Origin of the sequence: Arthrobacter sp. 92 (assembly GCF_050260325.1) — a bacterium.
Taxonomy (GTDB): Bacteria; Actinomycetota; Actinomycetes; order Actinomycetales; family Micrococcaceae; genus Arthrobacter.
The window spans coordinates 999,463-1,021,429 of the sequence record NZ_CP189863.1 but is presented as its reverse complement, the minus strand read 5'-3'; the positions used below and the strand labels follow the sequence as shown (position 1 = coordinate 1,021,429).

18 protein-coding genes are annotated in these 21,967 nt (G+C 64.8%); 4 read left to right on the top strand and 14 right to left on the bottom strand.

The features are described 5' to 3' along the window. Window positions 1–71 precede the first annotated feature (71 nt). Window positions 72–1,739 carry a sensor histidine kinase gene (locus ACP4XC_RS04735; protein ID WP_427173711.1) on the top strand — a complete coding sequence of 556 codons (1,668 nt, stop codon included), beginning with the start codon at window positions 72–74 and terminating at the stop codon, window positions 1,737–1,739. A 33-nt stretch (window positions 1,740–1,772) separates the two neighbouring features. Here the strand turns inward: ACP4XC_RS04735 and ACP4XC_RS04730 are convergent, their stop codons facing one another. The 3 genes from ACP4XC_RS04730 to ACP4XC_RS04720 all read right to left on the bottom strand — a co-directional run bounded on the left by ACP4XC_RS04730 (window position 1,773) and on the right by ACP4XC_RS04720 (window position 6,338). Then, on the bottom strand, window positions 1,773–2,387 hold the full coding sequence (locus ACP4XC_RS04730) for a TetR/AcrR family transcriptional regulator (protein WP_427173710.1): 615 nt from the start codon (window positions 2,385–2,387) through the stop codon (window positions 1,773–1,775). 440 nt (window positions 2,388–2,827) lie between these two features. Then, a complete protein-coding gene (locus ACP4XC_RS04725) occupies window positions 2,828–4,024 on the bottom strand; it encodes an McrC family protein (protein ID WP_427175018.1) in 1,197 nt (398 codons plus the stop codon). 76 nt (window positions 4,025–4,100) lie between these two features. Continuing rightward, a complete protein-coding gene (locus ACP4XC_RS04720) occupies window positions 4,101–6,338 on the bottom strand; it encodes an McrB family protein (protein WP_427173709.1) in 2,238 nt (745 codons plus the stop codon). A gap of 172 nt (window positions 6,339–6,510) precedes the next feature. On the opposite strand from ACP4XC_RS04720, the gene ACP4XC_RS04715 reads away from it, so the two are divergent. After that, a complete protein-coding gene (locus ACP4XC_RS04715; protein WP_427173708.1) occupies window positions 6,511–6,783 on the top strand; it encodes a PspC domain-containing protein in 273 nt (90 codons plus the stop codon). Between the two features lie 66 nt (window positions 6,784–6,849). Here the strand turns inward: ACP4XC_RS04715 and ACP4XC_RS04710 are convergent, their stop codons facing one another. The 4 genes from ACP4XC_RS04710 to ACP4XC_RS04695 form a co-directional block, all read right to left on the bottom strand. Continuing rightward, window positions 6,850–7,095 (bottom strand): PLDc N-terminal domain-containing protein, encoded by a 246-nt coding sequence (locus tag ACP4XC_RS04710; RefSeq protein WP_427173707.1) that lies wholly within the window; start codon window positions 7,093–7,095, stop codon window positions 6,850–6,852. A 94-nt stretch (window positions 7,096–7,189) separates the two neighbouring features. Continuing rightward, entirely contained in the window at window positions 7,190–7,606 is a 417-nt protein-coding gene (locus ACP4XC_RS04705; RefSeq protein WP_427175017.1) for an acyl-CoA thioesterase, read from the bottom strand. A 38-nt stretch (window positions 7,607–7,644) separates the two neighbouring features. Beyond that, window positions 7,645–9,681 carry an ABC transporter ATP-binding protein gene (locus ACP4XC_RS04700; RefSeq protein WP_427173706.1) on the bottom strand — a complete coding sequence of 679 codons (2,037 nt, stop codon included), beginning with the start codon at window positions 9,679–9,681 and terminating at the stop codon, window positions 7,645–7,647. After that, entirely contained in the window at window positions 9,678–11,411 is a 1,734-nt protein-coding gene (locus ACP4XC_RS04695; protein WP_427173705.1) for an ABC transporter ATP-binding protein, read from the bottom strand. The genes ACP4XC_RS04700 and ACP4XC_RS04695 overlap by 4 nt, the downstream gene beginning before the upstream one ends. 422 nt (window positions 11,412–11,833) lie before the next feature. On the opposite strand from ACP4XC_RS04695, the gene ACP4XC_RS04690 reads away from it, so the two are divergent. Continuing rightward, on the top strand, window positions 11,834–12,595 hold the full coding sequence (locus ACP4XC_RS04690) for a hypothetical protein (protein ID WP_427173704.1): 762 nt from the start codon (window positions 11,834–11,836) through the stop codon (window positions 12,593–12,595). Between the two features lie 426 nt (window positions 12,596–13,021). After that, window positions 13,022–13,483, top strand: a complete 462-nt coding sequence (locus tag ACP4XC_RS04685; protein ID WP_427173703.1) for a class F sortase — start codon at window positions 13,022–13,024, stop codon at window positions 13,481–13,483. A 22-nt stretch (window positions 13,484–13,505) separates the two neighbouring features. Here ACP4XC_RS04685 and ACP4XC_RS04680 read toward each other — a convergent pair whose 3' ends face one another. From ACP4XC_RS04680 to ACP4XC_RS04650, 7 genes are all read right to left on the bottom strand, one after another. Next, on the bottom strand, window positions 13,506–15,605 hold the full coding sequence (locus ACP4XC_RS04680) for an MDR family MFS transporter (RefSeq protein ID WP_427175016.1): 2,100 nt from the start codon (window positions 15,603–15,605) through the stop codon (window positions 13,506–13,508). A 90-nt stretch (window positions 15,606–15,695) separates the two neighbouring features. Next, window positions 15,696–16,175: a MarR family winged helix-turn-helix transcriptional regulator gene (locus ACP4XC_RS04675; protein WP_427173702.1), complete on the bottom strand. Its 480-nt coding sequence runs from the start codon at window positions 16,173–16,175 to the stop codon at window positions 15,696–15,698. Window positions 16,176–16,327: 152 nt separating this feature from the next. Beyond that, a complete protein-coding gene (locus ACP4XC_RS04670; protein ID WP_427173701.1) occupies window positions 16,328–18,055 on the bottom strand; it encodes a thiamine pyrophosphate-binding protein in 1,728 nt (575 codons plus the stop codon). After that, on the bottom strand, window positions 18,052–19,158 hold the full coding sequence (gene speB, locus ACP4XC_RS04665; RefSeq protein WP_427173700.1) for an agmatinase: 1,107 nt from the start codon (window positions 19,156–19,158) through the stop codon (window positions 18,052–18,054). The genes ACP4XC_RS04670 and speB overlap by 4 nt, the downstream gene beginning before the upstream one ends. A gap of 137 nt (window positions 19,159–19,295) precedes the next feature. Continuing rightward, window positions 19,296–19,637 carry a P-II family nitrogen regulator gene (locus ACP4XC_RS04660; RefSeq protein WP_427173699.1) on the bottom strand — a complete coding sequence of 114 codons (342 nt, stop codon included), beginning with the start codon at window positions 19,635–19,637 and terminating at the stop codon, window positions 19,296–19,298. Next, window positions 19,634–21,037 carry an ammonium transporter gene (locus ACP4XC_RS04655; protein WP_427173698.1) on the bottom strand — a complete coding sequence of 468 codons (1,404 nt, stop codon included), beginning with the start codon at window positions 21,035–21,037 and terminating at the stop codon, window positions 19,634–19,636. The genes ACP4XC_RS04660 and ACP4XC_RS04655 overlap by 4 nt, the downstream gene beginning before the upstream one ends. 333 nt (window positions 21,038–21,370) lie before the next feature. Continuing rightward, window positions 21,371–21,946, bottom strand: a complete 576-nt coding sequence (locus ACP4XC_RS04650) for a helix-turn-helix domain-containing protein (RefSeq protein ID WP_427173697.1) — start codon at window positions 21,944–21,946, stop codon at window positions 21,371–21,373. Between the last annotated feature and the right edge of the window lie 21 nt (window positions 21,947–21,967).

Below are 21,967 nucleotides of genomic sequence, written 5' to 3'. Positions count from 1 at the left end.
AGAAGTATAGCCCGCGCCGGATATCATGCTGGCATGCGTACAGTAAACGACACTTCCCCGCTCAACACCCCATGAGTCGTAACGCAACCTGGAATATTCCCTCCGGCCGGATGCTGCTCTTCAGGCGGCCGTTCCACGAGTACTCACTCCGCCGCCGCGTGACGTTGAGCCAGCTGCCGTTATCCGTCACGGCGGTCCTGACCGGGGTGCTGGTATTGCTCTTCTTTCCGGAAACGCTCTCCCAGCCGCTGTTTTTTGGCTTCCTGGCTTCGCAGTGCGTTCTCCTCGTCCTTTGTTACGCAATTCCGTGGGAGCGTCTGCCGTTCGCCAGCGTCCTGCTGATTCCCGTCCTGGACTTTGTCTCCATCGCCTTTGGGCGGGAAGGCGGCCAGGACAGCCTGACCGGCATCAGTCTCCTGGCAGTATTTCCCGTCATCTGGCTGTGCGCATCGGGCCTGTATCCCCGGGCCGCCGTCGTGATGTCGTTCCTTGCGCCGCTGGCGATCATCTGGGTTCCCCTCGTTATCAAGGGCGCCTTGACTGGCCAGGACCTGGCCCGGTCCCTGCTCCTGCCCGTCTTATTGCTTGGCATCGGCACGTCCATCAGCGTCATGACCCTGAGCATGGTCCGCCAGCAGCGCGATCTCGAGGACAAGGATACGCAGCTGCGAGGGGCACTGGCGGACAGCAAACGGCAGGAAGAGCTGCTGAACACGGTACTGGAGACAGTGCACCTGGGTGTCCTGGCGGTTGACGCTGAAGGCCACGACATCCTGATGAACCGCAAGCAGCGGGAGAACCATCGCCTGGCTGCGCCGCCCGGCAACACCAATCCCAACGAATCCCAGCTGCTGGTTTTCGACGCCGACAGAACCACGCAGATCCCGGCGGAATCCCGCCCCGTGCGGCGTGCGGTGCTCGGTGAGACGTTCACCGACAATCTGATCTGGCTCGGCCACGGAAGCGAACAGCGGGCCATCACCACCAGCGCGCGGGCCATGAAGGACCAGGACGGCCACTTCGCCGGCTCGGTGATTGTCTTCAGCGACGTGACAGACCTCGTGAACGCGCTGGCCGCGAAGGACGACTTCGTCTCCAACGTCTCCCACGAGTTCCGCACCCCGCTGACCTCGATCCTGGGCTACGTGGAGCTGCTGCTGGATGACGATGACGAGCTGCCAGCGTCCCACCGCGAAATGCTCATGATTATCCGCCGGAACTCACAGCGGCTGCTGGGCCTTGTGTCGGATCTGCTCGCCAGCCGGAACGGGCAACTGATCGTCAGCCCCCAGGCGGTGGATGTGGCGGACCTCGTCCACGCAAGCGTCACCGCTTCGCTCCCCCGAGCCCGCACAGCCAACGTTCACATCCGCGCCGAGACGCCGGATCGCCTCGATGCCCACGTTGATTCCGCCAGGATGTCGCAGGTGCTGGACAACCTGGTTTCCAACGCCATCAAATACTCGCCCGACGGGGGCGAAGTGGTGGTTTCGCTGGGGGCAGAGGGCAGCGACGTGGTGTGTCAGGTGCGCGACACAGGTATGGGGATGACGGCGAGGGACCAGGCCGACGCGTTCACAAAATTCTTCCGGTCCGACAACGTGCGGAACACCGCCATCCCGGGAGTCGGGCTGGGGCTCTCCATCAGCAAGGCGATTGTGGAGGCCTACGGAGGCGACATCCAGGTGCAGAGCGCGCTCGGCCAGGGAACCACCTTCACCTTCCGGCTGCCGGCTTAAGAGCCGGCCAAGGGTGGCGTAGGAGCTGATCCGTCACCGGTGCTCCTCGATCAGGCACTTGGCCATTCGCTGCGCCCGCTTGGACGCGTCCAGATCCCCTTCGGCGGCGGAAATAATGCAGCCCTTCATCAAAATGTGCCAGGATCGGGCAAAGTTCTCGGTGTCCCGCAGCCCCGCTTCCTCGGCGAGCTGCCTGACATGCCCGCGAATCTTGGCCAGGTAGTCGATGCTGGCGTGCCCCAGCCGATGCTTTGGACCCATTTCCAGCAGGATATTGATAAAGGAGCAGGCCTCAAAGTCGTCGCGGCGGAACCAATCGCCAAAGACGTCGAAGATGGCCAGCAACTGGTCGACCGGCGTCTCGCCACGTCGCCGCGCCTCTCCGACAACAAAGTCCACAGTCCACACCCGGTCGCGTTGTTCGAGGAAGGCCAGGACCAGCTCATCCTTCGAAGCGAAGTGCCGGTAGAACGTGGCTTTGGCTACGCCGGCCGCGGTTATGAGCTCATTTACGCCCACGTCCCTGATACCCCGGCGGGCGAACAATTCGTAGGCCGTATCAACAATCCGCTGCCTCGGGTCCGCAGCGCTGACGGCCAGCCCGTTCGGGGCTGGCCGGACGGCAAGGCGATCTGGCGGCGCAGTCATTAGACCACAAGTTTACTCCAAAGGGGAGACAGACCAGTCTGTCTGAGCTAAAATCGATTATTCGGGTCGTAATATTTCCCGGGCGCTTGTCGAGGGGAACGTGTTCCGCGGTTTCGGGTAATACCGGCCAGACGATTCCAAGGTGCATGCACATGCGCCACAGGAGGCTAAGCAGATGCCGCAGAATACGATGCTGGACGCATTCCCACACCAAGCTCAATCCATGCCCGGAAGTCCGGGCGCCCCTCCCCCTCAGGTCAATCTTGAGCCCATCCGCCGACAATCCAGGGACATCATCAATGCGATCCTGATGGGAACCGACCCGGAGAGCTCGTTGATCCGCGAGCAACTCCGGCGTTGCCTTTACAAGTACCGGGGCAATCCGGAGCGGGCCTTGCTGATGCACCTCATGTCAATGCCCGGGCGCGGCGCGCCACCAGTCATTGATTAAGTCGGGCCTGCCGCACCACTTCGCCCCAGGACTGTTGTGCCAGGTCCGCGACGGCTGCCAGGATTCCGGACGGCGGCAGGGACAAATCAAGCGGGAACTCCACCACGTCGATGTCGGTGTTAAGGATTCGGCGAAGCTTCATCTCCCCCGAACCTGCATACACCAGCCACGCCGTGGGAACCCTTAGCGCGGTGCAGAAGGCAAGCATTTGGAAGTGATCCGCGGACAATGACGCGCCCAGGTCAGAGGCCGCCCTGTACTTCGTGTCATAAACCACCACGGGGCGGCCGCCTAGAAGGTGCACGGCGTCCGGACGCACTGTGAGCCTGTCCGAGTCGCGGACAGCCTCGTTCAACAGGGCGTTGTACTGCAGGCGCGTCTCACCCGGATGGGCTGACATTGCCTCCCGGAGCGCGGTCCCCACGAAGTCCTCGAAGACCTGGGCCATGTCCACCACAAACGACGCCGTCTGCTGCTTGCCGTCGCCCGCTTCGGCGGAGGCGTTGCGGAGGATCACCTCGGACAGGCGGAGCACTGCGTGATACCGGATGTTCATCCGACTGGCCTGCCACGCGGGAATCGGCGCCCCCGGCCGGAGCCGCGTGACGGCGTCGAGCTTTCCTTTAAGCTGCCGAAGCCGGCTTTGCACTTCGGGGCGGACCCGCGGCACCTGGGCCATGCGTTCCAGTGCCGCCTTCAGAATGCGGTTCTCCGGGATGTCCTCGGTGAACTCGTCATACGAGACTTCCAGGGGCACCAGCATTCCGGGCCGCCGTGAGATCTGGTCGGATATGCGGATCCGGCCCTTGACCGTCCGCAGCGATTCGTCGACCGTGAGATATCCCTGCAAGACCCCCCGGCTCAGTGCCCGTTCGGCCAGCTGGGCCAGCGACTCGGCGAGGGCGCTCCAGAGGTCGGAATCCTCGACGGCAGCCACGGCATCGTCACGGAAGCCCTGGCTGCCTGCATAGCTCAGGAGGAAGAGCAGCCTCTTCAGCCCGAGGCGGCCCTTCGGGCGCACTTCGAGCTGAACCGTGGGGGTGCGGACGGACCCCACTTTGCCCACCGGCTCAATCCTGAACAGGCCCATGCCCATCGGCGATGCCTTCGCGAGGCCGCTGGCGTTCAGGAAAGCTGCGCTGGCGGCATCGAGCTTGTCCACCACTCCGCCGGACAACTCGTCCAGCACGATGTGGCGCAGTCCCTCCGGCTTGGACGGCCGCTTCCCCGTGGACGGGGCGCCCGGAAGCGTGCCCACAGCGCTAGCGGGACGCAAGCCGGCCCATCAGCTGCTCCAGCCCGAAGCGCTCCTGGAGCTGTGCCCGGTTGAGCTGCCCGTGGTAGTGCTCCTCCATCAGCGGCATCAGCTCATACTTCCAGATCCGGCGCAGGCCCTTCGGGGTCTGGGCGGACTTCTTCATAAAGTACGACGGGCCGATCATGAGATCACGGTCCCACTCGTCGATTGCGTCGTTGAGGGCGTCCAGGAGCAGGGCGGGGGTGGTGTCCAGCTGCCGCGCCTCGAGGAACCGCAGCAGCGAGCCCTTGACCGGCTCGGTTTTCGGGTGCAGTTCGATGAAGGAGAAGCGGCGGCGGATGGCGGCATCCATCATGGCGATGGAACGGTCCGCGGTGTTCATGGTGCCGATGATGTACAGGTTGTCCGGGAGCGTGAACGGCTCATTGGGGCTGTATTGGAGGTAGATCCGGTCATCCCGGTACTCCAGCAGGAAGTACAGCTCGCCGAAAACCTTGGCCAGGTTGGCCCGGTTCATCTCGTCGATGATCAGGAAGTACGGCTTCTTTTCGTTGCCGGGCTTGGCCGCTTCCTCGGCAAGCCTCCGCAAGGGTCCAGCCACCAGCTTGAAGGACACCTGGCCTTCATCGGTCTTGTCCGGCCGGAAACCTTCAAAGAAGTCCTCATAGGCATATGAGGGATGGAACTGCACCAGCTTCACGCGCTCGTCCGTGGCATCACCGGCCAGTTCCGCGGCGAGGTGCTTGGCAAGGTACGTCTTACCGGTTCCGGGCGGACCATAGAGCACCAGCTGCCGGTTCTCCTCCAACAGTTCGGCGATTTCCTGCAGTGGCTCCAGATCCATGTGCAGGGACTGCGCGAATTCCTCGGTCAGCGGCCGGAACCCCTCTGCAAGGGGTTCGACAGCGGCATCCGGCGTCGCGGCGTCGTCGGCCTCTGCCTCCGCTTCCGCCTCGGCGGGAAGCAGCGCCTGCAACGCCTGGGCTACGCGGGTGACATCCACGATGATCCCGGGAGTGGCCAGCTGGCGCTGGACATGGCGGGGAAGATCGGTGACGGGGTGGGCTTCGTCGAACCAGCGGACCTTGCGGCGCATCCTGCGGTTGTCCTCGTTGTGCTCCGGTTCCCCGAGCACCACTCCCAACCGGACGGCGCCCGAGTGCTGGTACAGCGCTAGATCGCCCGGTTTCATGACGGTCAGGAAGGCAAAGACGGCGGTTTTGGTGTCCTCGCGTTCCACGTAGCCGAGGTGCTTGTAGTCCTCATCCACGGCGTGCTGGACCAGCCCGGCGGTGACCCCGGGGTCCAAAAGGCGGAGATGTTCGACGGCGAGGGTCACCTTCTCCTGGTCGTGCCACGCGGCGAGCAGATCCGAGGCGTCCTGGTGGGTGCGCAACAGCCATGCCCGGCGGCCCGGATCCCCTACCTTGCGCCACTGGCTGACCAGTTGGCGGGCGTACCAGTCGATGCGCTGGCCCGCCTGCTGGTCCAGGTAGAGACGGATCCGGTGGATGTCGGCGGTGATTTCCTCGTCGCTGTCGCCCTTGGCGCCGCCCACCAGGGACGCGAACGCATCCCGGATTTCCTGCCGCTCCACGTCTGCCACCACTGGTTCGAAGTAGCCGGGCCAGACCAGGTACTCGACGCTGCGGCGGATGGCGGGCTGATCATCCGGGGTCCCCGCGGCGAGCTGGTGGAATGCCAGCGGGTCCTTCAGGGATTTGTTAAGGACGCTGGACGGCTGCTGATCCACGTGCTGCACAAAACGGCACAACCACTTCAGGTGGTCCCAGATGGTCCAGTTGAATTCCGCGGTCCGGTCCCGGATGACGCCGTGATCGGTCATGCCCTTATACAGTTCTTCCGGCAGTTCGAGCGGGGGCTCAAGCCAGGAGGCGGCCTCGGCGACGCGTGCGCGTTTGACCTTGAGCGATTTGACCTCATGCGCCAGCGGAAGGGACTGCAGGAAGAGAAGCTCCACAGCCAGCTGCTTGGCACCCCGGGAGGCGTCTTCGAGGTTCTGCCGCAGGTTGGTCATCATCGGCGCCTTGGAATCCGGGACACCACGTTCCAGGCGCTCCAGCAGCTCCCCCGCGACCTCGGCCGTCCATGTCAGCGTCCGTCCGTCCAAGGCCGAGGGCTTTCCCTGCAAGCCTGCCCCCAGTACAAACCAGGCCGCATCCTCAATCTCCTTGGAGATACCGGGGGCGCGGGTCATTGCGGGCTTTGTGGCTGGGGTCATACCTCAAATTTACAGGCTAAAGCTGAACGTCCCCACCATGGGCCCAGCCGCCGGCACGCGTTGTCGGCCGGTGTGGTTCACGGCAGGACCCAAGGCTTTTGGCCCTTGAATGCCGTCCTGCGGCGCACCTATGCTGACGACAGAAAGCCCACTACGGCATGGGAGACCTGCCATGAACAACCCAGATCTCACTAACAAGCTGTTCAGCGCCATCCGGAGCGCCGGGGTGACCCGCGGACCCGACCGTTGGATTGGCGGAGTATGCGGCGGCATCGCGGCAAAGCTCGGCGTGCCGCCCAACGCTGCCAGGATCGTCCTTCTGGTGCTCGCCCTCCTGCCGGGACCCGCCGTCGTGTTCTACCTGGCGGCGTGGATTCTCCTCCCGGACAGCGCCACGAACCGCATCCTCCTCGAGTCCTGGCTTAACAATCGCCCGCTCACCTGAGCCGGTCCGGACGCGCATACCTGAGGCGCCGGGCCGGTTTGGCGCGGGGCCCCCGGTGGGCCCTGGCTAGCTCACCCGGCCAACGGGCAGGTTCTTCCGACCGAACGCGAAATAACTGCCCGGCCCGATGAAGTTTATGAGTGTGACCATCCGCCACAGCGCCTTGCTGCCACGGATCTGCTCAGCCGGGCGGCGTGAAATATCGCGTTGGGCGGCGATCAGCAACGAAAGCTGGACAGCGGCGGCCATCACCGTGCCGAACCGCGCCATGGGAGAAAGCTCTTTCCAGGTCTTTTTCTTGTGGTGGTGCATGATCACAACTCCTAGCCTCGGCGTGGTTCATTGTAGTGACGGTTTCGAGCCCGGAAGTAGGGGCTTTTGGCTCAGGCGCTTCGGGCGCGGCTGTCTATTGCACGAATGGTGCCAGGCGCAGTTTCTGCTCGGGAGTCAGCCGCAGCACCCGGCCCGTCTCCTCGTCCACGAACGCTAGGTGCGTGCTCGCCTTCACGCAGTCCTCCCCGGTCACGGGATCCTGCACCAGATAGTGGATGTCGAAGCTGGCGCCCTTGACTGCCCCGATCCACAGCTGGACCACGGCAGGGATGTTGCGGTACTCCAGCGTCTTGACGTAGCGGATCCTGTGCTCCACCACCAAGGCCATGGTGCCCTCCTCAACATCGTTGAAGAGTGACACCTCAGGTTCGGCTCCGGGCAGCCCCGCTCCCCGCGGCGGCCCGAAGGCCCCGATGCGTGCCTCTTCCAGCATCCTGACGATTTGCACGTTGTTGACGTGACCGTAGGCGTCCATGTCGCCCCAGCGCATGGGCACCAGAACCTCAATACGCCGGTGCTCCCGCGCGCTCAACTGTGCACCGCCGTCGTGTCCCCAGCGAGCGGTTCTCCGGCGTTCTCGCCAGCGAACTGCGACATGTAAAGCCGGTGATAGGCGCCCTTGACCTCCAGCAGCTCCTGGTGGTTGCCTTGCTCCACAATGCGGCCGGCCTCCATCACCAGGATGGTATCGGCATCCCGGATGGTGGAAAGGCGGTGGGCAATCACAAAGCTGGTGCGGTCAGTGCGCAATGCAGCCATGGCCTTCTGGACCAGGACTTCGGTCCTGGTGTCCACCGAGCTGGTGGCTTCGTCCAGGATGAGCAGTGACGGGTTGGCTACAAACGCCCTCGCGATGGTGATGAGCTGCTTTTCACCGGCGCTGACGTTGTTTCCTTCCTCGTCAATGACCGTGCTGTAGCCCTCCGGCAGCGCGCGGACGAAGCGGTCCACGAAGGTGGCCTTCGCCGCCTCCATGATCTGCCCCTCCGTGGCGCCCAGGTTCCCGTACTTGATGTTGTCGTAGATGGTTCCGCCGAACAGCCACGCGTCCTGGAGCACCATGCCCACTTTGGACCGCAATTCCGAACGGCCCAGGTGGGTGATGTCCACCCCGTCCAGGGTGATGCTGCCGGAATTGAGCTCGTAGAACCGCATGACGAGATTCACGAGGGTGGTTTTCCCTGCGCCAGTGGGGCCCACGATCGCCACGGTGTGCCCTGGCTCGGCGGTGAAGGAGAGGTCTTCGATGAGTGGCTTGTCGGGCGAGTAGCTGAAAGTGACGTGCTTGAACTCGACGTGGCCATCCGTCTTCGCCGGCAGGTGCTCCGTGGCGGTCTCGGCGTCCTGCTCTTCGGCGTCCAGGAATTCAAAGACGCGCTCCGCGGAGGCGATCCCGGACTGCAGCATGTTGGCCATGCCCGCCATCTGGCCCAGCGGCTGGGTGAACTCGCGGGAGTACTGGATGAACGCTGTGGCATCGCCCAGGCTCATGCCGCCCGAAGCGACGCGCAGTCCGCCGACCACAGCGATTCCCACGTAGCTGAGATAGGACACAAACTGCATCACGGGCATGATCATGCCGGACACGAACTGCGCCCCGAAGCTGGCCTGGTACAGGGCCTCGTTCCGCTCGTCAAAGCGGGCCAGCATGTCGGCGTCGCGGCCGAAGACGCGCACCAGATCGTGCCCGGAAAAAGACTCCTCAATCTGGCCATTGAGCTCGCCGGTGTTCTTCCATTGGGAGGCAAAGAGCTTCTGGCTGCGGGCTCCGATGATGCCCGCGGCCACCCCGGAGAGGGGCAGCGCGATGAGCGCGATCAGGGCCAACTGCCACGAGACGATGAACATCATGATCACGATGCCGAGAACCGTCAGGGCCGAGTTCACCAGCTGGGCGAACGCCTGTTGCAGCGCCTGTTGGATGTTGTCGACGTCGTTGGTGACACGCGACAGGATGTCGCCGCGCTGCCGCGTGTCGAAGTAGTTCAGCGGGAGCTTGTTGAGTTTCTTCTCGGTGTTGTCGCGCAGGGTGCGGACCACGCGCATGACGAGCACGTTCAGGACGTAGCCCTGCAGCCACAGGAAGATATTGGCTACGAAGTACATCACCAGCACCACGCTGATCAGGAACGCCAGCTTCTGGAAATCGATGCCCGTTCCCGGCACGAGGTCCATCCTGGCCAGCATGTCCGCGAAGTTGTCCTGGCCCTGTGAGCGAAGCCCGGCGATGAACTGGTCCTTGGTGGCCCCGGCCGGGAGCTGTTTGCCCACCACCCCGCCGAAGATGACGTCCATTGCCTGGCCCAGGATCCGCGGGGCGATGACGTTGAGGACAACGGCCACGGTGACCATAGCGAGAACCAGGACAATTCCGGCGGACTCCGGCTTCAGCAGGCCCATGAGCCGCTTCGCCGAGGGCCAGAAATGCTGGGCCTTCTTGGCCGGTATCGCGCCGAACATGCCGCCATCGGCTTCCCCGGGAACGAACTCCTCCTCGTGGAAGTCGTCCCCGGTCGCCTCGGCCGGTGGTGTGGAGTTTTCGGGGACCTTCTGGTTCTGGCTCATGCGAGGGCCTCCGCGCTTAGCTGCGATTCAACAATTTCCTGGTAGGTGGGGGAGGTTTCCAGCAGTTCCTCGTGCGTGCCCCGATCCACGATCCGTCCGTTGTCCAGGACCAGGATCTGATCGGCGTCGGCAATGGTTGAGACGCGTTGACCGACGATAATCACTGTGGCGTCGGCCGTCGTGGCCTTGAGCGCCTTCCGCAGCCGGGCGTCGGTCGCCACGTCCAGTGCCGAGAAGGAATCATCAAACAGGAACACCTTGGGTTCGGTGACGAGGGCGCGGGCGATGCAGAGGCGCTGCCGCTGGCCGCCGGAGACGTTGGTGCCGCCCTGCGCGATCCGGGAACCGAGGCCGTCCTTCTTTTCGCGGACGAAGTCGGCGGCCTGCGCCACGGTGAGTGCGTCCCATAGTTCGGTGTCGGTGGCTTCGGGCTTGCCGAATCGGAGATTATGCTCGATGGTTCCGGAGAACAAGTAGGGGCGCTGCGGCACCATGGCCACCCGCTGGGTGATGCTGTCCCGGTCGAGGTTCGTGACCGGGACGCCGTCGAGCAGTACCTCCCCCGATTGGGCGTCGTAGAGCCGGGGCAGCAGCGAGAGCAGGCTGGTCTTGCCGGCGCCGGTGGACCCGATGATGGCAACCGTCTGGCCGGGCTCGGCCGTGAAACTGATTCCGGAGAGCACGGGGGCCTCGGCCCCGGGATAGGCGAAGGAGACGTTGCGGAACTCCACGCGGCCGGCCCTCGCTGCGGGGGCCACCGGGGCGAGGGGCTCGTGGATGGAGGGCTCGACGTCGAGCACCTCGCCAATGCGGTCAGCGCAGACCGAGGCCCGGGGAATCATCATGGCCATAAACGTTCCCATCATCACGGCCATCAGGATCTGGAGCAGGTATTGAAGGAAAGCCGTCAGCGAGCCGACCTGCATTTCCCCGGCGTCGACGCGCTGGCCGCCGAACCACAACACGGCTGCGGTGGAGACGTGCAGGATCATGCCGATGGCGGGGAACATCAGCACGAACAGTGCGCCGATCTTCAGCGAAACGTCGGTGAGTTCCTTGTTTGCGGCCCCGAACCGTTCCGCCTCGTGCGGCTCGCGAACGAAGGCGCGGACCACCCTGATGCCGATGATCTGTTCGCGCAGGATGGCATTGAGCCGGTCGATCTTCTTCTGCATGGAGCGGAAGAGCGGCATCAGCCGGACCACGAGGTAGCCCACCACAACCACCAGCAGGGGAACCGAAACCCACACCAGCCAGGACAGGTTCAGGTCCTCGCGCAAGGCCATGAAAATTCCGCCCACGCACATGATGGGCGTGGCCACCATAAAGTTCAGCGCCATCAGCATCAGCATCTGGACCTGCTGGACGTCGTTGGTTCCCCGCGTGATCAGGGTCGGCGCGCCAAAGACGTTGACGTCCTTGGCCGAGAAGCTGCTGACTTTACGGAAGACTCCCCTTCGCAGGTCGCGGCCGAACGCCATGGCCGCCTTGGAGCCGAAATAGACCCCGGCGATGGCCGTGACTACCTGGATCAGCGCTACGCCCAGCATCAGTGCCCCGGTTCGCCAGATGAAATCCGTATCGCCGCGGGACACGCCCTCGTCAATGATCCGGGCGTTCAGGCTGGGAAGGTAAAGCGCCGAGATGGTGGACGCCAGTTGGAAGGCGATGACGGCCGCAATGTACGGCAGATACGGTTTGGAATAGCGCCGTATGAGGGTGACGAGCATGCCCGGGAGTCCTTAGGAGAGAGCGCGAGGTGAGATGGGGACAGTTATACCCCTTGGGGCTGACAGTCCTCGCTTCCCCACTGTACGAAACAGCGTGCCCGCACGGAACAAGGCGCGGCGACATTTCCTCCGAATGGACTTTCCCCAGTGGGGATGGATGGACACAGCCGCGGTTCTGTGACGGCTGAAACCGGTGCTACTCGATGCCACCGCAGGAACGGCTGTGAAAAGCGGGTGCCAAGTCAGGTACTGAGCACTCGCGATTACTCCAGTGAGGAGCCATAGCGTGAAGTGGTCAGTTAGTGACAACTCTGCAGGAGAGCAGCAGGTGATCTGGGCACCTATGGAATACGGTCGGCCCCTCCACGGGGGCTCCCTCTTCCGCAGTCTGGTCAAGCGAAATGATCCGGATGGAGAATCCCATGAAAAGAATCCTTGCAACGGCCGGGGTCGCGGCCCTGGCGTTTGTCGGCGTAAGCGCTCCCGCAAACGCCGGCTCTACGGACAAGATCAGCCTGTGCCACGCCACAGGCTCCGAGTCGAACCCCTATGTGCACATCACCGTTAGCGACAATGCCGTCAACGGAGCCAACGGTCACGCCTCGCATGAAGGTGACATCATTCCGGCGCCCGCCTCTGGCTGTCCCGCAGCGGCACATGACGCGGCACACGGGGCGGCCGACGAATCGAAGAAGGTCACGATTTGCCATGCGACGGGCTCCGAGACGAACCCGTACGTCGTGATCACGGTCGCCGAACAAGCCTGGCTCAACGGCCACAAGGATGGACACAACGGCAAAGCGGACTTCCTCGCTACGGCAGGCGGTTGCGGCGAAAAGGACCACGAAAACCCCGGCGACGAGCCTTCTGACGTGACCCCTCCAGCCGTCACTCCCTCTGACGTGACCCCTCCAGCCGTCACTCCTCCGGGCGGGACGCCCCCGGCCGAGACACCGGTAGAAAATCCGGTGGAAAATCCTGCCGGTGCAGCCATTGGGGCGCCGGTGGGAGCAGCAGCAGTTCCGGTAATCAACCGCGGGTTCAATGCCCAGACGGCGGCAGGCAGCCCGGCCGGTGGCGGCATACCGGGGTGGTTCGGCGGGTTGGTGGCGCTTCTGGCCGCGACGGCGGCAGTTGCACTGAGGCGGAGGGCACGCACAAACGTGGCCGCCAACTCCCGCTAGACGCGGACCCGGCGGCGGGGACGGGCATGGGCTGTCGCGGCCGTGCCCGTCACCGCCGATCATCTCGGAGGAGTTCCCATGCCCTTCCCCCGCCCTCTTCGAGGCCGGAGCCTCACAAAGCGACAGGCACAAGGCCGGGCGCCCCTCAAGGGCCTGCGGCTCAACCGTGGCGACCTGCTGCTGTTGCTTTGCGGGGTCTTGGCATTTTTTGTGCTGACATTCATGCCCGGCATCCTGACCCCGGCAAATGTGCCCGCGGCATCGGGGACGCGCGCGTCTGCGGCTCCCCATCCAGGTTCCCCTGCACCCACGCAGCTGCCGGGCGCGCCAGCCGACACTTTTCCCTGGGGTGTCCGGCCGCCTGTCCCGACTGGGGCCCGAGGGTTGTCCACCTCCGCGCCACCGGCTGCAAAACCGCTGCCAACCTTGCCCGCCAATTTTCCGCCGGCCGCGGCCCCTACGCGCATCCTGTACCCGGGCGCCGGAATAGATGTCACGATCCATCCGCTCACTCCGAGCGCCGACCAACTCGAGTCCCAGGCAATCGTGCCGCCCATCACCGAGGACGGCTACTGGGTGGAGAACTTCGGCATGCCCGGCGTCGGGTCCACCAATACGACGTACATCCTCGGCCACAGTTGGGAGGACCGGGTGGCACCTTTCAACCGGCTCAGTTCGAGCGCCCCCGGCGACACCTTCGAAGCAATATCAACAGCGGGAACCATGCAATACAGGGTGGACTCAGTGGACACCTATGAGAAGGCGGCCCTGAAGGACAGCCCCATCTGGGCCGGCGTTCCCAACCGTATTGTCCTTATCAGCTGCTACACGGAGGATCTTTGGGGCAAGAACGTGGTGGTTGTGGCTTCGCCGGTCCTGGAACCCTGAGCCGCAGGATTACATTTCCGGACTACTCGCTCCGGTGCTTGCCATGGGTGGCAATGTAATCGGCCGCCGCGCGCTGCAGCTTCCGTTCCTTTGCGAGCCGGCGGCGCATTCCCGTAAGCTCGGCCGAAATCCTCGCCTGCTCCGCGGCAATGGCGCGCTGCACGTCAGTCTGTTCCTGGACGGCGCGAAGCGCCTCGGCAAGTCGGAGCTGCTGTTCGGCCAGCAATCGCTGGGTGTGCTGGAGCAGGGGCACGACGTCGGCGGCCGGGACGGCGCCGTAAGCCCCGCCGTCGGGGGTTCCCGGCTCCCCGCTCCGTGCGGCAGAGCGCGCCCGGGTTTCGGCCAGGAGGGTGCGTGCGCGTGCCGGCGGCTCATTCCTAGCTGCGTAGCTGCCATAACGGCCGGCCGCAAGGCGTTCGGCCTCCGTGGACCCGCCAGCGGACTGCCGACTCAGCACTTCCACAAATTCCCGGTCTATGTCCGAGTCCTGAAAATCGAAGGCACGTTGCGTCTCCCCCGCACTGTCCTCGGCCCCACCGTCCGCGGCAGCACCGCTCGCCGTCGCGGGCCCGATCGGAAGGGTGTTTGCCGTGACGTCCCCGGCGGAGTTACCCGGCCTGTCGGGCTGGATGTCCACCGTGCGTCGAAGCGGGCGTTCCTTGATGAACATGATGGCCACGAAGGCAACAACTCCGATAATCGCCGAAATCAGGAAAATCTGGGCGGTGGCATCACCGTAGGCCGCCCGCATGATCCCGCGGACGGGCTCCGGCAGATCCTTCAGGTCCATGCTGGCCGCGGCGGAATCTCCCTGGACCGGGATGTGCGCGGCCGAGAGGCCCTCCACGGCGAGATCCTTGACCCGGTTACCCAAGACCGCGCCAAGCACGGAGACGCCGATGGCGCCGCCGACGGAGCGGAAGAACGCCACGGAGGCGCTGGCGGTACCGATGTCGGCGGCCTTGACGGTGTTTTGCACGGCAAGGACGAGGTTTTGCATCAGCAGCCCAAGGCCAAGGCCAAGGATGGCGGTGTAGATGCCGGTGAGCCACAGCTCGGTGGTGTGGTCCATGGTTCCGGCCAGGCCCAGGCCGCCAATGAGCAGCACGGAGCCGGCAACCAGGTAGCGCTTCCACTTTCCGGTGCGGCTGATCAGCTGCCCTGAGAGGACGGAGCCGATCAGGTTGCCGGCGATCATGGGGAGGGTCAGGAGCCCGGCCTCGGTGGGCGTGGCGCCGCGGGCAACCTGGTAGTACTGGCCCAGGAAGGTGGATGAGCCGAACATGGCGACCCCCACGGCAACTGACGCGAGGATGGCCAGGGCCGTGGTGCGCTCGGAGATGATCCTGAGCGGGATGATGGGCTGGGCCACGCGGGTTTCAACCAGCACCAGCAGGGCCAGGAGCAGCACGCCGCCGCCCACCATGGCCGCGGTCTGCCAGGACCACCAGTCGTAGTAGTCGGGGTTGCCGGCGAAGGATACCCAGATCAGCAGGAGGCTGACGCCGGAGGTCAACAGGATGGAGCCGAGCCAGTCGATCTTGGCCGGGCGCTTGACGTGCTGGATTTTCAAGGTGATTTGAAGCAGGATGAGCGCCACGACGGCCAGCGGCACGCAGACGAAGAAGGTCCAGCGCCATCCGAGGGGGCTGTCCACGATGAAGCCGCCCAGCAACGGGCCGCCGGCGGTGCCCACGGCCATAACCCCACCCATGTACCCGGAGTATTTTCCGCGGTCGCGGGGTGGGATCATGGAGCCGATGATGGCCTGCGCCAGCGCAGTGAGGCCGCCCATGGCGATGCCTTGGATGACCCGGGCGGTCAGCAGCAGGGGGATGGTTTCGGACAGGCCTGCCATGACTGACCCGGCCACGAAGATCACGATGCTCAGCTGGACGAGGACCTTCTTGTTGAAGAGGTCAGCCAGCTTGCCCCAGATCGGCGTCGTCGCGGCATTGGCCAGCAGCGCGGCCGTGATCACCCAGGCGAAATCGGTCTGGGTGCCCTTGAGTTCGGACATGATGGTGGGCAACGCGTTTGCCACGATGGTGCTGCTGAGGATGGCGGTGAAGAATGCCGCGAGGAGGCCGGTGAGGGCCTCCATGATCTGGCGGTGGGTCATCGCCGCCTGCGGTGCGGGTGGCGGGGCGGGTTGCGATGATGGGGCCCGGGACGGACCGGTGGCTGCAGCGTGGCTTGCCATGTTCAGCTCCTAAACGGTGTGAGTGGTTTCGGTGGGTCCGGCCGTCTTTGCCCGGGCTGAATCCCTGAGGGATTCAGCGAGTCTTCTGAGGATCTTCGCCGTTTCTTTGGCGTCGTTCTGGCTCCAGTCCTTCAGGTAGCTCTGGAGGGTTGCTGTTCGTTGGAGCTCGATTTCGCGGAGTTTATCCACGCCGGCGGCCGATAGCGCCACGAGCTGGGCGCGTCCGTCCTCGGGGTCGGGGCGGCGCGTCACCAGTCCGAGCTCTTCGAGATCGGTGATGTGCCTGCTGAGCACGGGAGCACTAACGCCAAGGCGTGCTGCCAGTTGCGTCGCCCGGGTCTCCCCTTCTCCCACAAAGCGCAGAACGCCCTGCAGCGCGACGCCAGTTTCCTGTCCCCTGATGTTTGCGACCGTCACACATCGGAGGGCCCGTTGCAGGTCGAAGATCTGGTACACGAGTTCGGACGCGGTATCTGGTTCAACTGCCATGCTGGAAAAACCCCTTTTTTGTTTGCCCTAGGCAACTATACCTAAATATGATTGCTTTGGGAAACTAATAAGAGCGCGAACGGACATTTGAGGCCGCTTGGGAGGGGCCTCAAATGTCCGTTCGCGCTCTGTGGGGTGGGGTTAGGGGTGGGTTAGTGGTCCAGGTGGGTGGGGCCGAACATCTTGAGGAGGGTTTCGACGACGACGACGTTGGGGCCGTCCGCGGCAAAGCCGGCCTTCAGCGCGTCCCCGACGCCGTCCGGGGCCACCCGGACCGCCGGCACCCCGAAGGCCTCGGCCAGCTTGACGAAGTCGGGCCGGGCGAGTTCGGTTGCTGTGGCTTTTCCGAAGGCGCCCACCATGTATTCGCGCAGGATGCCATAGCCGCCGTCGTCCACAATCAGCCAGGTAACCGGGACATTGTGCTGCCTGGCCGTGGCCAGCTCGGCGATCGAGTACATTGCCGAACCGTCGCCGGAGACCGCAAGAACGCGGGCTGCCCGCCCCGATTTGCCAATCGTTTCAAGGCCCACGGCGCCGCCGATCGCGGCGGGAAACCCGAACCCGAGGCCGCCCGCGCCCTGCGCGGAGTGGAACTGGCCCTCGCGGGCATCCCAGCAGCTCCAGGCCCAATAGGCCGAAATCGTCATGTCCCAGAAGGTCTGCATGTCCGCGGGCACGGCCTCGCGGATGTCTGCCATGAACTTCAGTTCCTTGCCCAGATCCTGCGATTCCAGCCGGGCCTTGACCTTGGCCAAGGCTTCGCGGACCAGAGCTTCCGGGGACACGCCGTGCCAGTTGGCGCGTTCCCCATCCGGCTCCGTCAGGGCGGCGTCGAGGGCCGAGTCCAGGGCTGCGAGCGCCTGTCCGGCGTCGGCCCGGATACCCAGGCCGGGGCGGTTCGATTCGAGCACGCGGGGCTCGGCGTCGATCTGGATGATCCGTCCACGCGGCTCGAAGGTGAAGTAGTTGGACGTGACCTCACCCAGCGATGAGCCGATGACGATCAGGACGTCGGCGTCCTCCAGCAGCTCGGTCATGTACCGGTCTTCGATCCACGCCTGGAGGGAGAGCTCATGGTTCCACGGAAACGCGCCGTTGCCGCCGGGCGTGCAGATCACGGGCGCCCGCAGCTTCTCCGCGATGGAGAGCAGAGACTTCTCGGCCCGGCCCCGGCGCGTGCCGCCGCCGGCGATGATGGCGGGACGTTCCGCCGTCGAAAGCCATCTCACCGCCTCGCGGATCAGTTCCACCCGGGGCGGGTTGTCTGCGGCTTCGGCGAGGGCGTCCTCCACCGGCGGCACCATGATGGGGTCCAGCAGGACGTTCTGCGGGATTTCCAGCCACACCGGACCCTGCGGGGAGGAAATGGCCTCGGTCCACGCGTCCTGAATGGCCGAGGGGATCCCGGAGGCGTGCTGGATGAGCCGCTGGCTCTTGGTGACGTTCGCGGCTGATGCTTTTTGGTCATCAAGCTGGTGCAGCATGCCCTTGCGGCGCGCGCCGAGCCCGTCCAGCGGGATCTGGCTGGCCACCACCACCATGGGCACGCCGGTGGCGTAGGCCTCCTGCAGCCCGGCCAGTGATGTCAGGGCTCCCGGGCCGGTGGAGAGAAACAGCACGCCCACCTCGCCGGTGGCGCGGGAGTAGCCGTCCGCGGCGAAAGCCGAGTTGTTCTCCACCCGGGAGGACACGAAACGCAGGTTTCCGCGGCCCATCGCATCGAACAGGCCCAGGGCGTGCTGCCCGGGGATGCCGAACACGGTTTTGGCGCCAAGCGCTTCAAGGGTCTCGACGACGAGATCCCCTCCGTTGCGCACGCCCTTGGCCGGGCCGGCATCCGGAAGGACCGGCGCGATGCCCGGATCGGATTCGATCATTTGGAGTACTCCTCAACAACCGGCTCGCTGACGCCGGGCTGTGTGGATGCCGGGGCCGCGAATCCGGCCTGGCGCCGGCGCTCCTGCCCCAGGGCCTGGGCGGCGTACCCGTTTGCAGTTCCGAACCGGCTGCCCTCCTCCGCGGCGTCGGCCATGAGGGTGACAAGCTCGTAAGCGACGTGGCTGGCGGCTATGCCGGTGATCTCCGCGTGGTCATAAGCTGGGGCCACCTCCACCACGTCGGCGCCCACCAGGTTCATGCCGCGGAAGCCGCGGATGATTTCCAGCAGTTCGCGGCTGGTGATGCCCCCCGCCTCGGGGGTGCCGGTGCCCGGCGCGTGTGCCGGATCCAGGACGTCGATGTCGACGGAGATGTACAGCGGGCGGTTGCCGATTCGGTCCCGGACCTTGGCGACTGTTTCCAGGACGCCCTGATAGTACACATCGGCGGAGGTGACGATGCCGAAGCCGAACCGGTGGTCGTCGTCGAGATCCTTCTTGCCGTAGAGCGGCCCGCGGGTGCCGATGTGGCTGATGGCCTCGGTGTCCAGGATGCCTTCCTCGACGGCGCGGCGGAAGGGTGTGCCGTGGGTGTATTCGGCGCCGAAATAGGTGTCCCAGGTGTCCAGGTGGGCATCGAAATGCAGCATGGCCACGGGGCCGCCGGCCCGCTCCGCGGCGGCACGAAGCAGCGGCAGCGCGATGGTGTGGTCCCCGCCGAGAGTGAGCAGCTTGCTGCCGCCGGCCGTCAGGTCCAGGGCGTTCTGCTGGATGGTCTCGATCGCTTCGTTGATGTTGAACGGATTGACCGCCATGTCTCCGGCGTCGGCCACCTGGACGCTTTCGAAGGGGCTGATATCCCAGGCCGGGTTGTAAGGGCGCAGCAGGCGGCTGGCTTCGCGGACGTGGTTGGCGCCGAAGCGGGCGCCGGGTCGGTAGGAGACGCCCGAGTCGAACGGCACGCCCACCACCGTGATGTCCGCCTTCGGCACCTGGTCCAGCCGCGGCAGGCGGGCATAGGTGGCGGCTCCCGCATAGCGGGGAATACGGGATGAATCGACGGGGCCAAGGTTGCCGTTGGCCTCGATGCGCAGCTCTTCCAAAGGAAAGCCTCTCCTTCGAGGATGGATCAGTAGGTGTGACACCCATCATACACTTCAAGTTGCCCATTGTGCATCAGGTGTTTACTAAAGATCTATGCCCCGAAGGAGAGCGAATGACGTCTCCGGGGACCCCTGCGTTAGTCGATGGCGGACGGACCACGCTCCCCGGTCCGTACACGGACGGTGTCGGCGAGGGTAACGGCCCAGATCTTGCCGTCACCGAACCGGCCGGTGCTGGCTCCCGCTTCGATGGCGGCCACCACCCCGTCCATGGTGTCTTCCGTGACGAGGACCTCCACGCGGACCTTGGGCAGCAGGTCGGAGCTGTATTCGGCTCCGCGGTAGACCTCCACGTGGCCGCGCTGTTGACCGTACCCGCTCGCCGGGCTCACAGTCATGCCGTTGACACCGAATCCCTCCAGCGCTGCGCGGACGTTCTCGATCCTTTCGGGGCGAACGATCGCGGTCACGAGTTTCACGTGCGCACCTTGCCACGCTCCGGCATGCTTTCCTCGGTGACCACCGCAGCCACCTCCACGGCAACGGCGGACGGGTGCGGCTCTCCGGGGTTGAAGCTGCCGCCCACCATCAACAGCTCGTAGGCGGTTTCCGCGTGCTCGGTGACGTCGATGCCGTTCAGTTCATCAGCCTCGGAAACCCGCATGCCGATGGTCTTATGGATGGCGAACCCGATCAGTGTGGTCATCACGCAGCTCCAGACCGTGACGATGAGCGCGGTGAGCAACTGCGGCCAGAACTGGGTGAGACCTCCGCCGAAAAACAGGCCGCCCTGGGTCTTGGCGGAGGGCAGGGCAAAGAATCCCAGCGACAACGTTCCCCAGAGGCCGCCAACAAAGTGCACGGCCACCACATCAAGGGAGTCATCCAGGCCGATCTTGAACTTAAGGCCCACGGCCAGGGCACAGACCGCACCCGCCACCACCCCGATCGCGATCGCGCCGATAGGGTCCACGAATCCACAGGCGGGAGTCACGGCAACCAGTCCCGCCACCGCGCCTGAGGCTGCACCCAGCGAGGTGGCGTGACCGTCACGGATGCGCTCGATGAGGAGCCAGCCCAGGAGCGCGGCACTTGTGGCAAGCAGCGTGTTGGTCCAGGCCAGCCCCGCGGTGGCATCGGCTGCAAGTTCAGAGCCCGCATTGAACCCGAACCAGCCGAACCACAGCAGGCCCGCGCCCAGCATCACGAATGGAAGGTTGTGCGGGCGGATGTTCGGGTCCTTCATAAATCCGAGCCGCTTGCCAAGGACCACGGCCAGCATCAGCCCGGCGATACCGGCGTTCATATGGACCACCGTTCCGCCGGCGAAGTCCAAAGCGGAAATCTTGCTTCCCACGATGCCGGTGGCACCGAAGATGCCGCCGCCCCAGACCCAGTGGGCGATCGGGGCGTAGACCAGGGTCACCCACAGTGCGGCAAAAAGAAGCCAGGGGCCGAATCTGACGCGTTCGGCCACGGCCCCGCTGATGAGGGCGACGGTGATGATGGCAAAAGTGGCCTGGAAGCCAATGAACACCATGTCCGGAAGACCGGGGGCCTTGCCGCCAATGCTGCTGGTCAGGCCGCTGAGTCCAAGGTTGGCAAAGGGGTCACCAATGAAGCCGGACAGGGTGTCGGGCCCAAAAGCGAGGCCGTACCCCCAGAGCGCCCACACCACGGCAACCACACCCATGGCGCCGAAGCTCATCATCATGATGTTCAGGACGGACTTCATCCGGACGAGGCCACCGTAGAAGAATGCCAGGCCGGGGGTCATCAGCAGGACGAGCGCGGAGGCTGCAAGCATCCAGGCCGTGGCGCCGGGATCGAGCGCCAGCGGATCCACTTCCATTCCCACATTGAGTAGAGAGACGTTCATTTCGGGAGCCTTCCTCAAAGTTGTGGCGCTCCGGGCGCCGCTACGGCGAGACCATGCAAAACGACGAGAGTGTGGTGCGTTCCCCGGTTCCGACGCTACAAGGGGTGTGTTTCTGCCACCCGCACGCATTTTTTCCGGCGTGTTAAACCCGGGCCCCGGAGAATAAGTCGGTGTTTCCGACAGGTTTCCAGAATGTGACGTAAATCTCACCACGAGCCCGTGAGGGAAATTGGCAGCGGCCCTTGGCCGCGGGAGCATCCGTCCCGCGGCGCTCGCGGGGAAGCCCGGGTGGGCGCGGGTGGGCGCGGGTGGGGCCCGGTGTTGGGAGGGTCCTTAGCGGCTGGCGGCCGGGACCAACACCCAGAGCACTTCCACGGCCTGATCCGTGGGGTTGACCCATGTGTGGGGCTCCCGGCCCGGGAATGTCACGGTATCCCCGCTGTTGAGCTCAAACTCCTCGTTGGTCAGGATCAGGCGGATACTGCCCTTAACCACGTGCAGGACATCGACGTCGCAATCCACTGCATAGAGTTCGGACTCGCCCCGACCCCGGGGTTCGATCACGGCTTGGATGATCTGGACGCGACGCTCGGATCTGGCCGTGAGGAGCCGTTCCACGATTCCTTCGCCGCCCAGGGAGATCCGCGGGCCCTCGTCCTTCTTAGTCAGATGGGTCTCCGGCGCGGCAAACAAGTCGCCAATGGAGATGGAGAGCACCTGGCAGAGCGTCACGAGGGATGCCACCGACGGTGACGTCAGGTCACGTTCAACGCGGCTCAGGAATCCCTTGGTGAGGCCCGTGGCGTCGGCCACCTGCTCAATGGTGAGGCGCTGGGACTGGCGGGCGGCGCGTATGCGGGAGCCGATGGCAACCGGGATGTTGCTCGGTTCAACTGGTAGAGCCTTCATAAACGAACCTTTCACAGCCGG

Bases quoted from the DNA above. Each gene is read 5' to 3' on its own strand.
- ACP4XC_RS04735 (WP_427173711.1), top strand. From the start codon at position 72: ATGAGTCGTAACGCAACCTGGAATATTCCCTCCGGCCGGATGCTGCTC.
- ACP4XC_RS04730 (WP_427173710.1), bottom strand. From the start codon at position 2,387: ATGACTGCGCCGCCAGATCGCCTTGCCGTCCGGCCAGCCCCGAACGGG.
- ACP4XC_RS04720 (WP_427173709.1), bottom strand. From the start codon at position 6,338: ATGACCCCAGCCACAAAGCCCGCAATGACCCGCGCCCCCGGTATCTCC.
- ACP4XC_RS04715 (WP_427173708.1), top strand. From the start codon at position 6,511: ATGAACAACCCAGATCTCACTAACAAGCTGTTCAGCGCCATCCGGAGC.
- ACP4XC_RS04710 (WP_427173707.1), bottom strand. From the start codon at position 7,095: ATGCACCACCACAAGAAAAAGACCTGGAAAGAGCTTTCTCCCATGGCG.
- ACP4XC_RS04705 (WP_427175017.1), bottom strand. From the start codon at position 7,606: ATGCGCTGGGGCGACATGGACGCCTACGGTCACGTCAACAACGTGCAA.
- ACP4XC_RS04700 (WP_427173706.1), bottom strand. From the start codon at position 9,681: ATGAGCCAGAACCAGAAGGTCCCCGAAAACTCCACACCACCGGCCGAG.
- ACP4XC_RS04695 (WP_427173705.1), bottom strand. From the start codon at position 11,411: ATGCTCGTCACCCTCATACGGCGCTATTCCAAACCGTATCTGCCGTAC.
- ACP4XC_RS04690 (WP_427173704.1), top strand. From the start codon at position 11,834: ATGAAAAGAATCCTTGCAACGGCCGGGGTCGCGGCCCTGGCGTTTGTC.
- ACP4XC_RS04680 (WP_427175016.1), bottom strand. From the start codon at position 15,605: ATGACCCACCGCCAGATCATGGAGGCCCTCACCGGCCTCCTCGCGGCA.
- ACP4XC_RS04675 (WP_427173702.1), bottom strand. From the start codon at position 16,175: ATGGCAGTTGAACCAGATACCGCGTCCGAACTCGTGTACCAGATCTTC.
- ACP4XC_RS04670 (WP_427173701.1), bottom strand. From the start codon at position 18,055: ATGATCGAATCCGATCCGGGCATCGCGCCGGTCCTTCCGGATGCCGGC.
- ACP4XC_RS04655 (WP_427173698.1), bottom strand. From the start codon at position 21,037: ATGAACGTCTCTCTACTCAATGTGGGAATGGAAGTGGATCCGCTGGCG.
- ACP4XC_RS04650 (WP_427173697.1), bottom strand. From the start codon at position 21,946: ATGAAGGCTCTACCAGTTGAACCGAGCAACATCCCGGTTGCCATCGGC.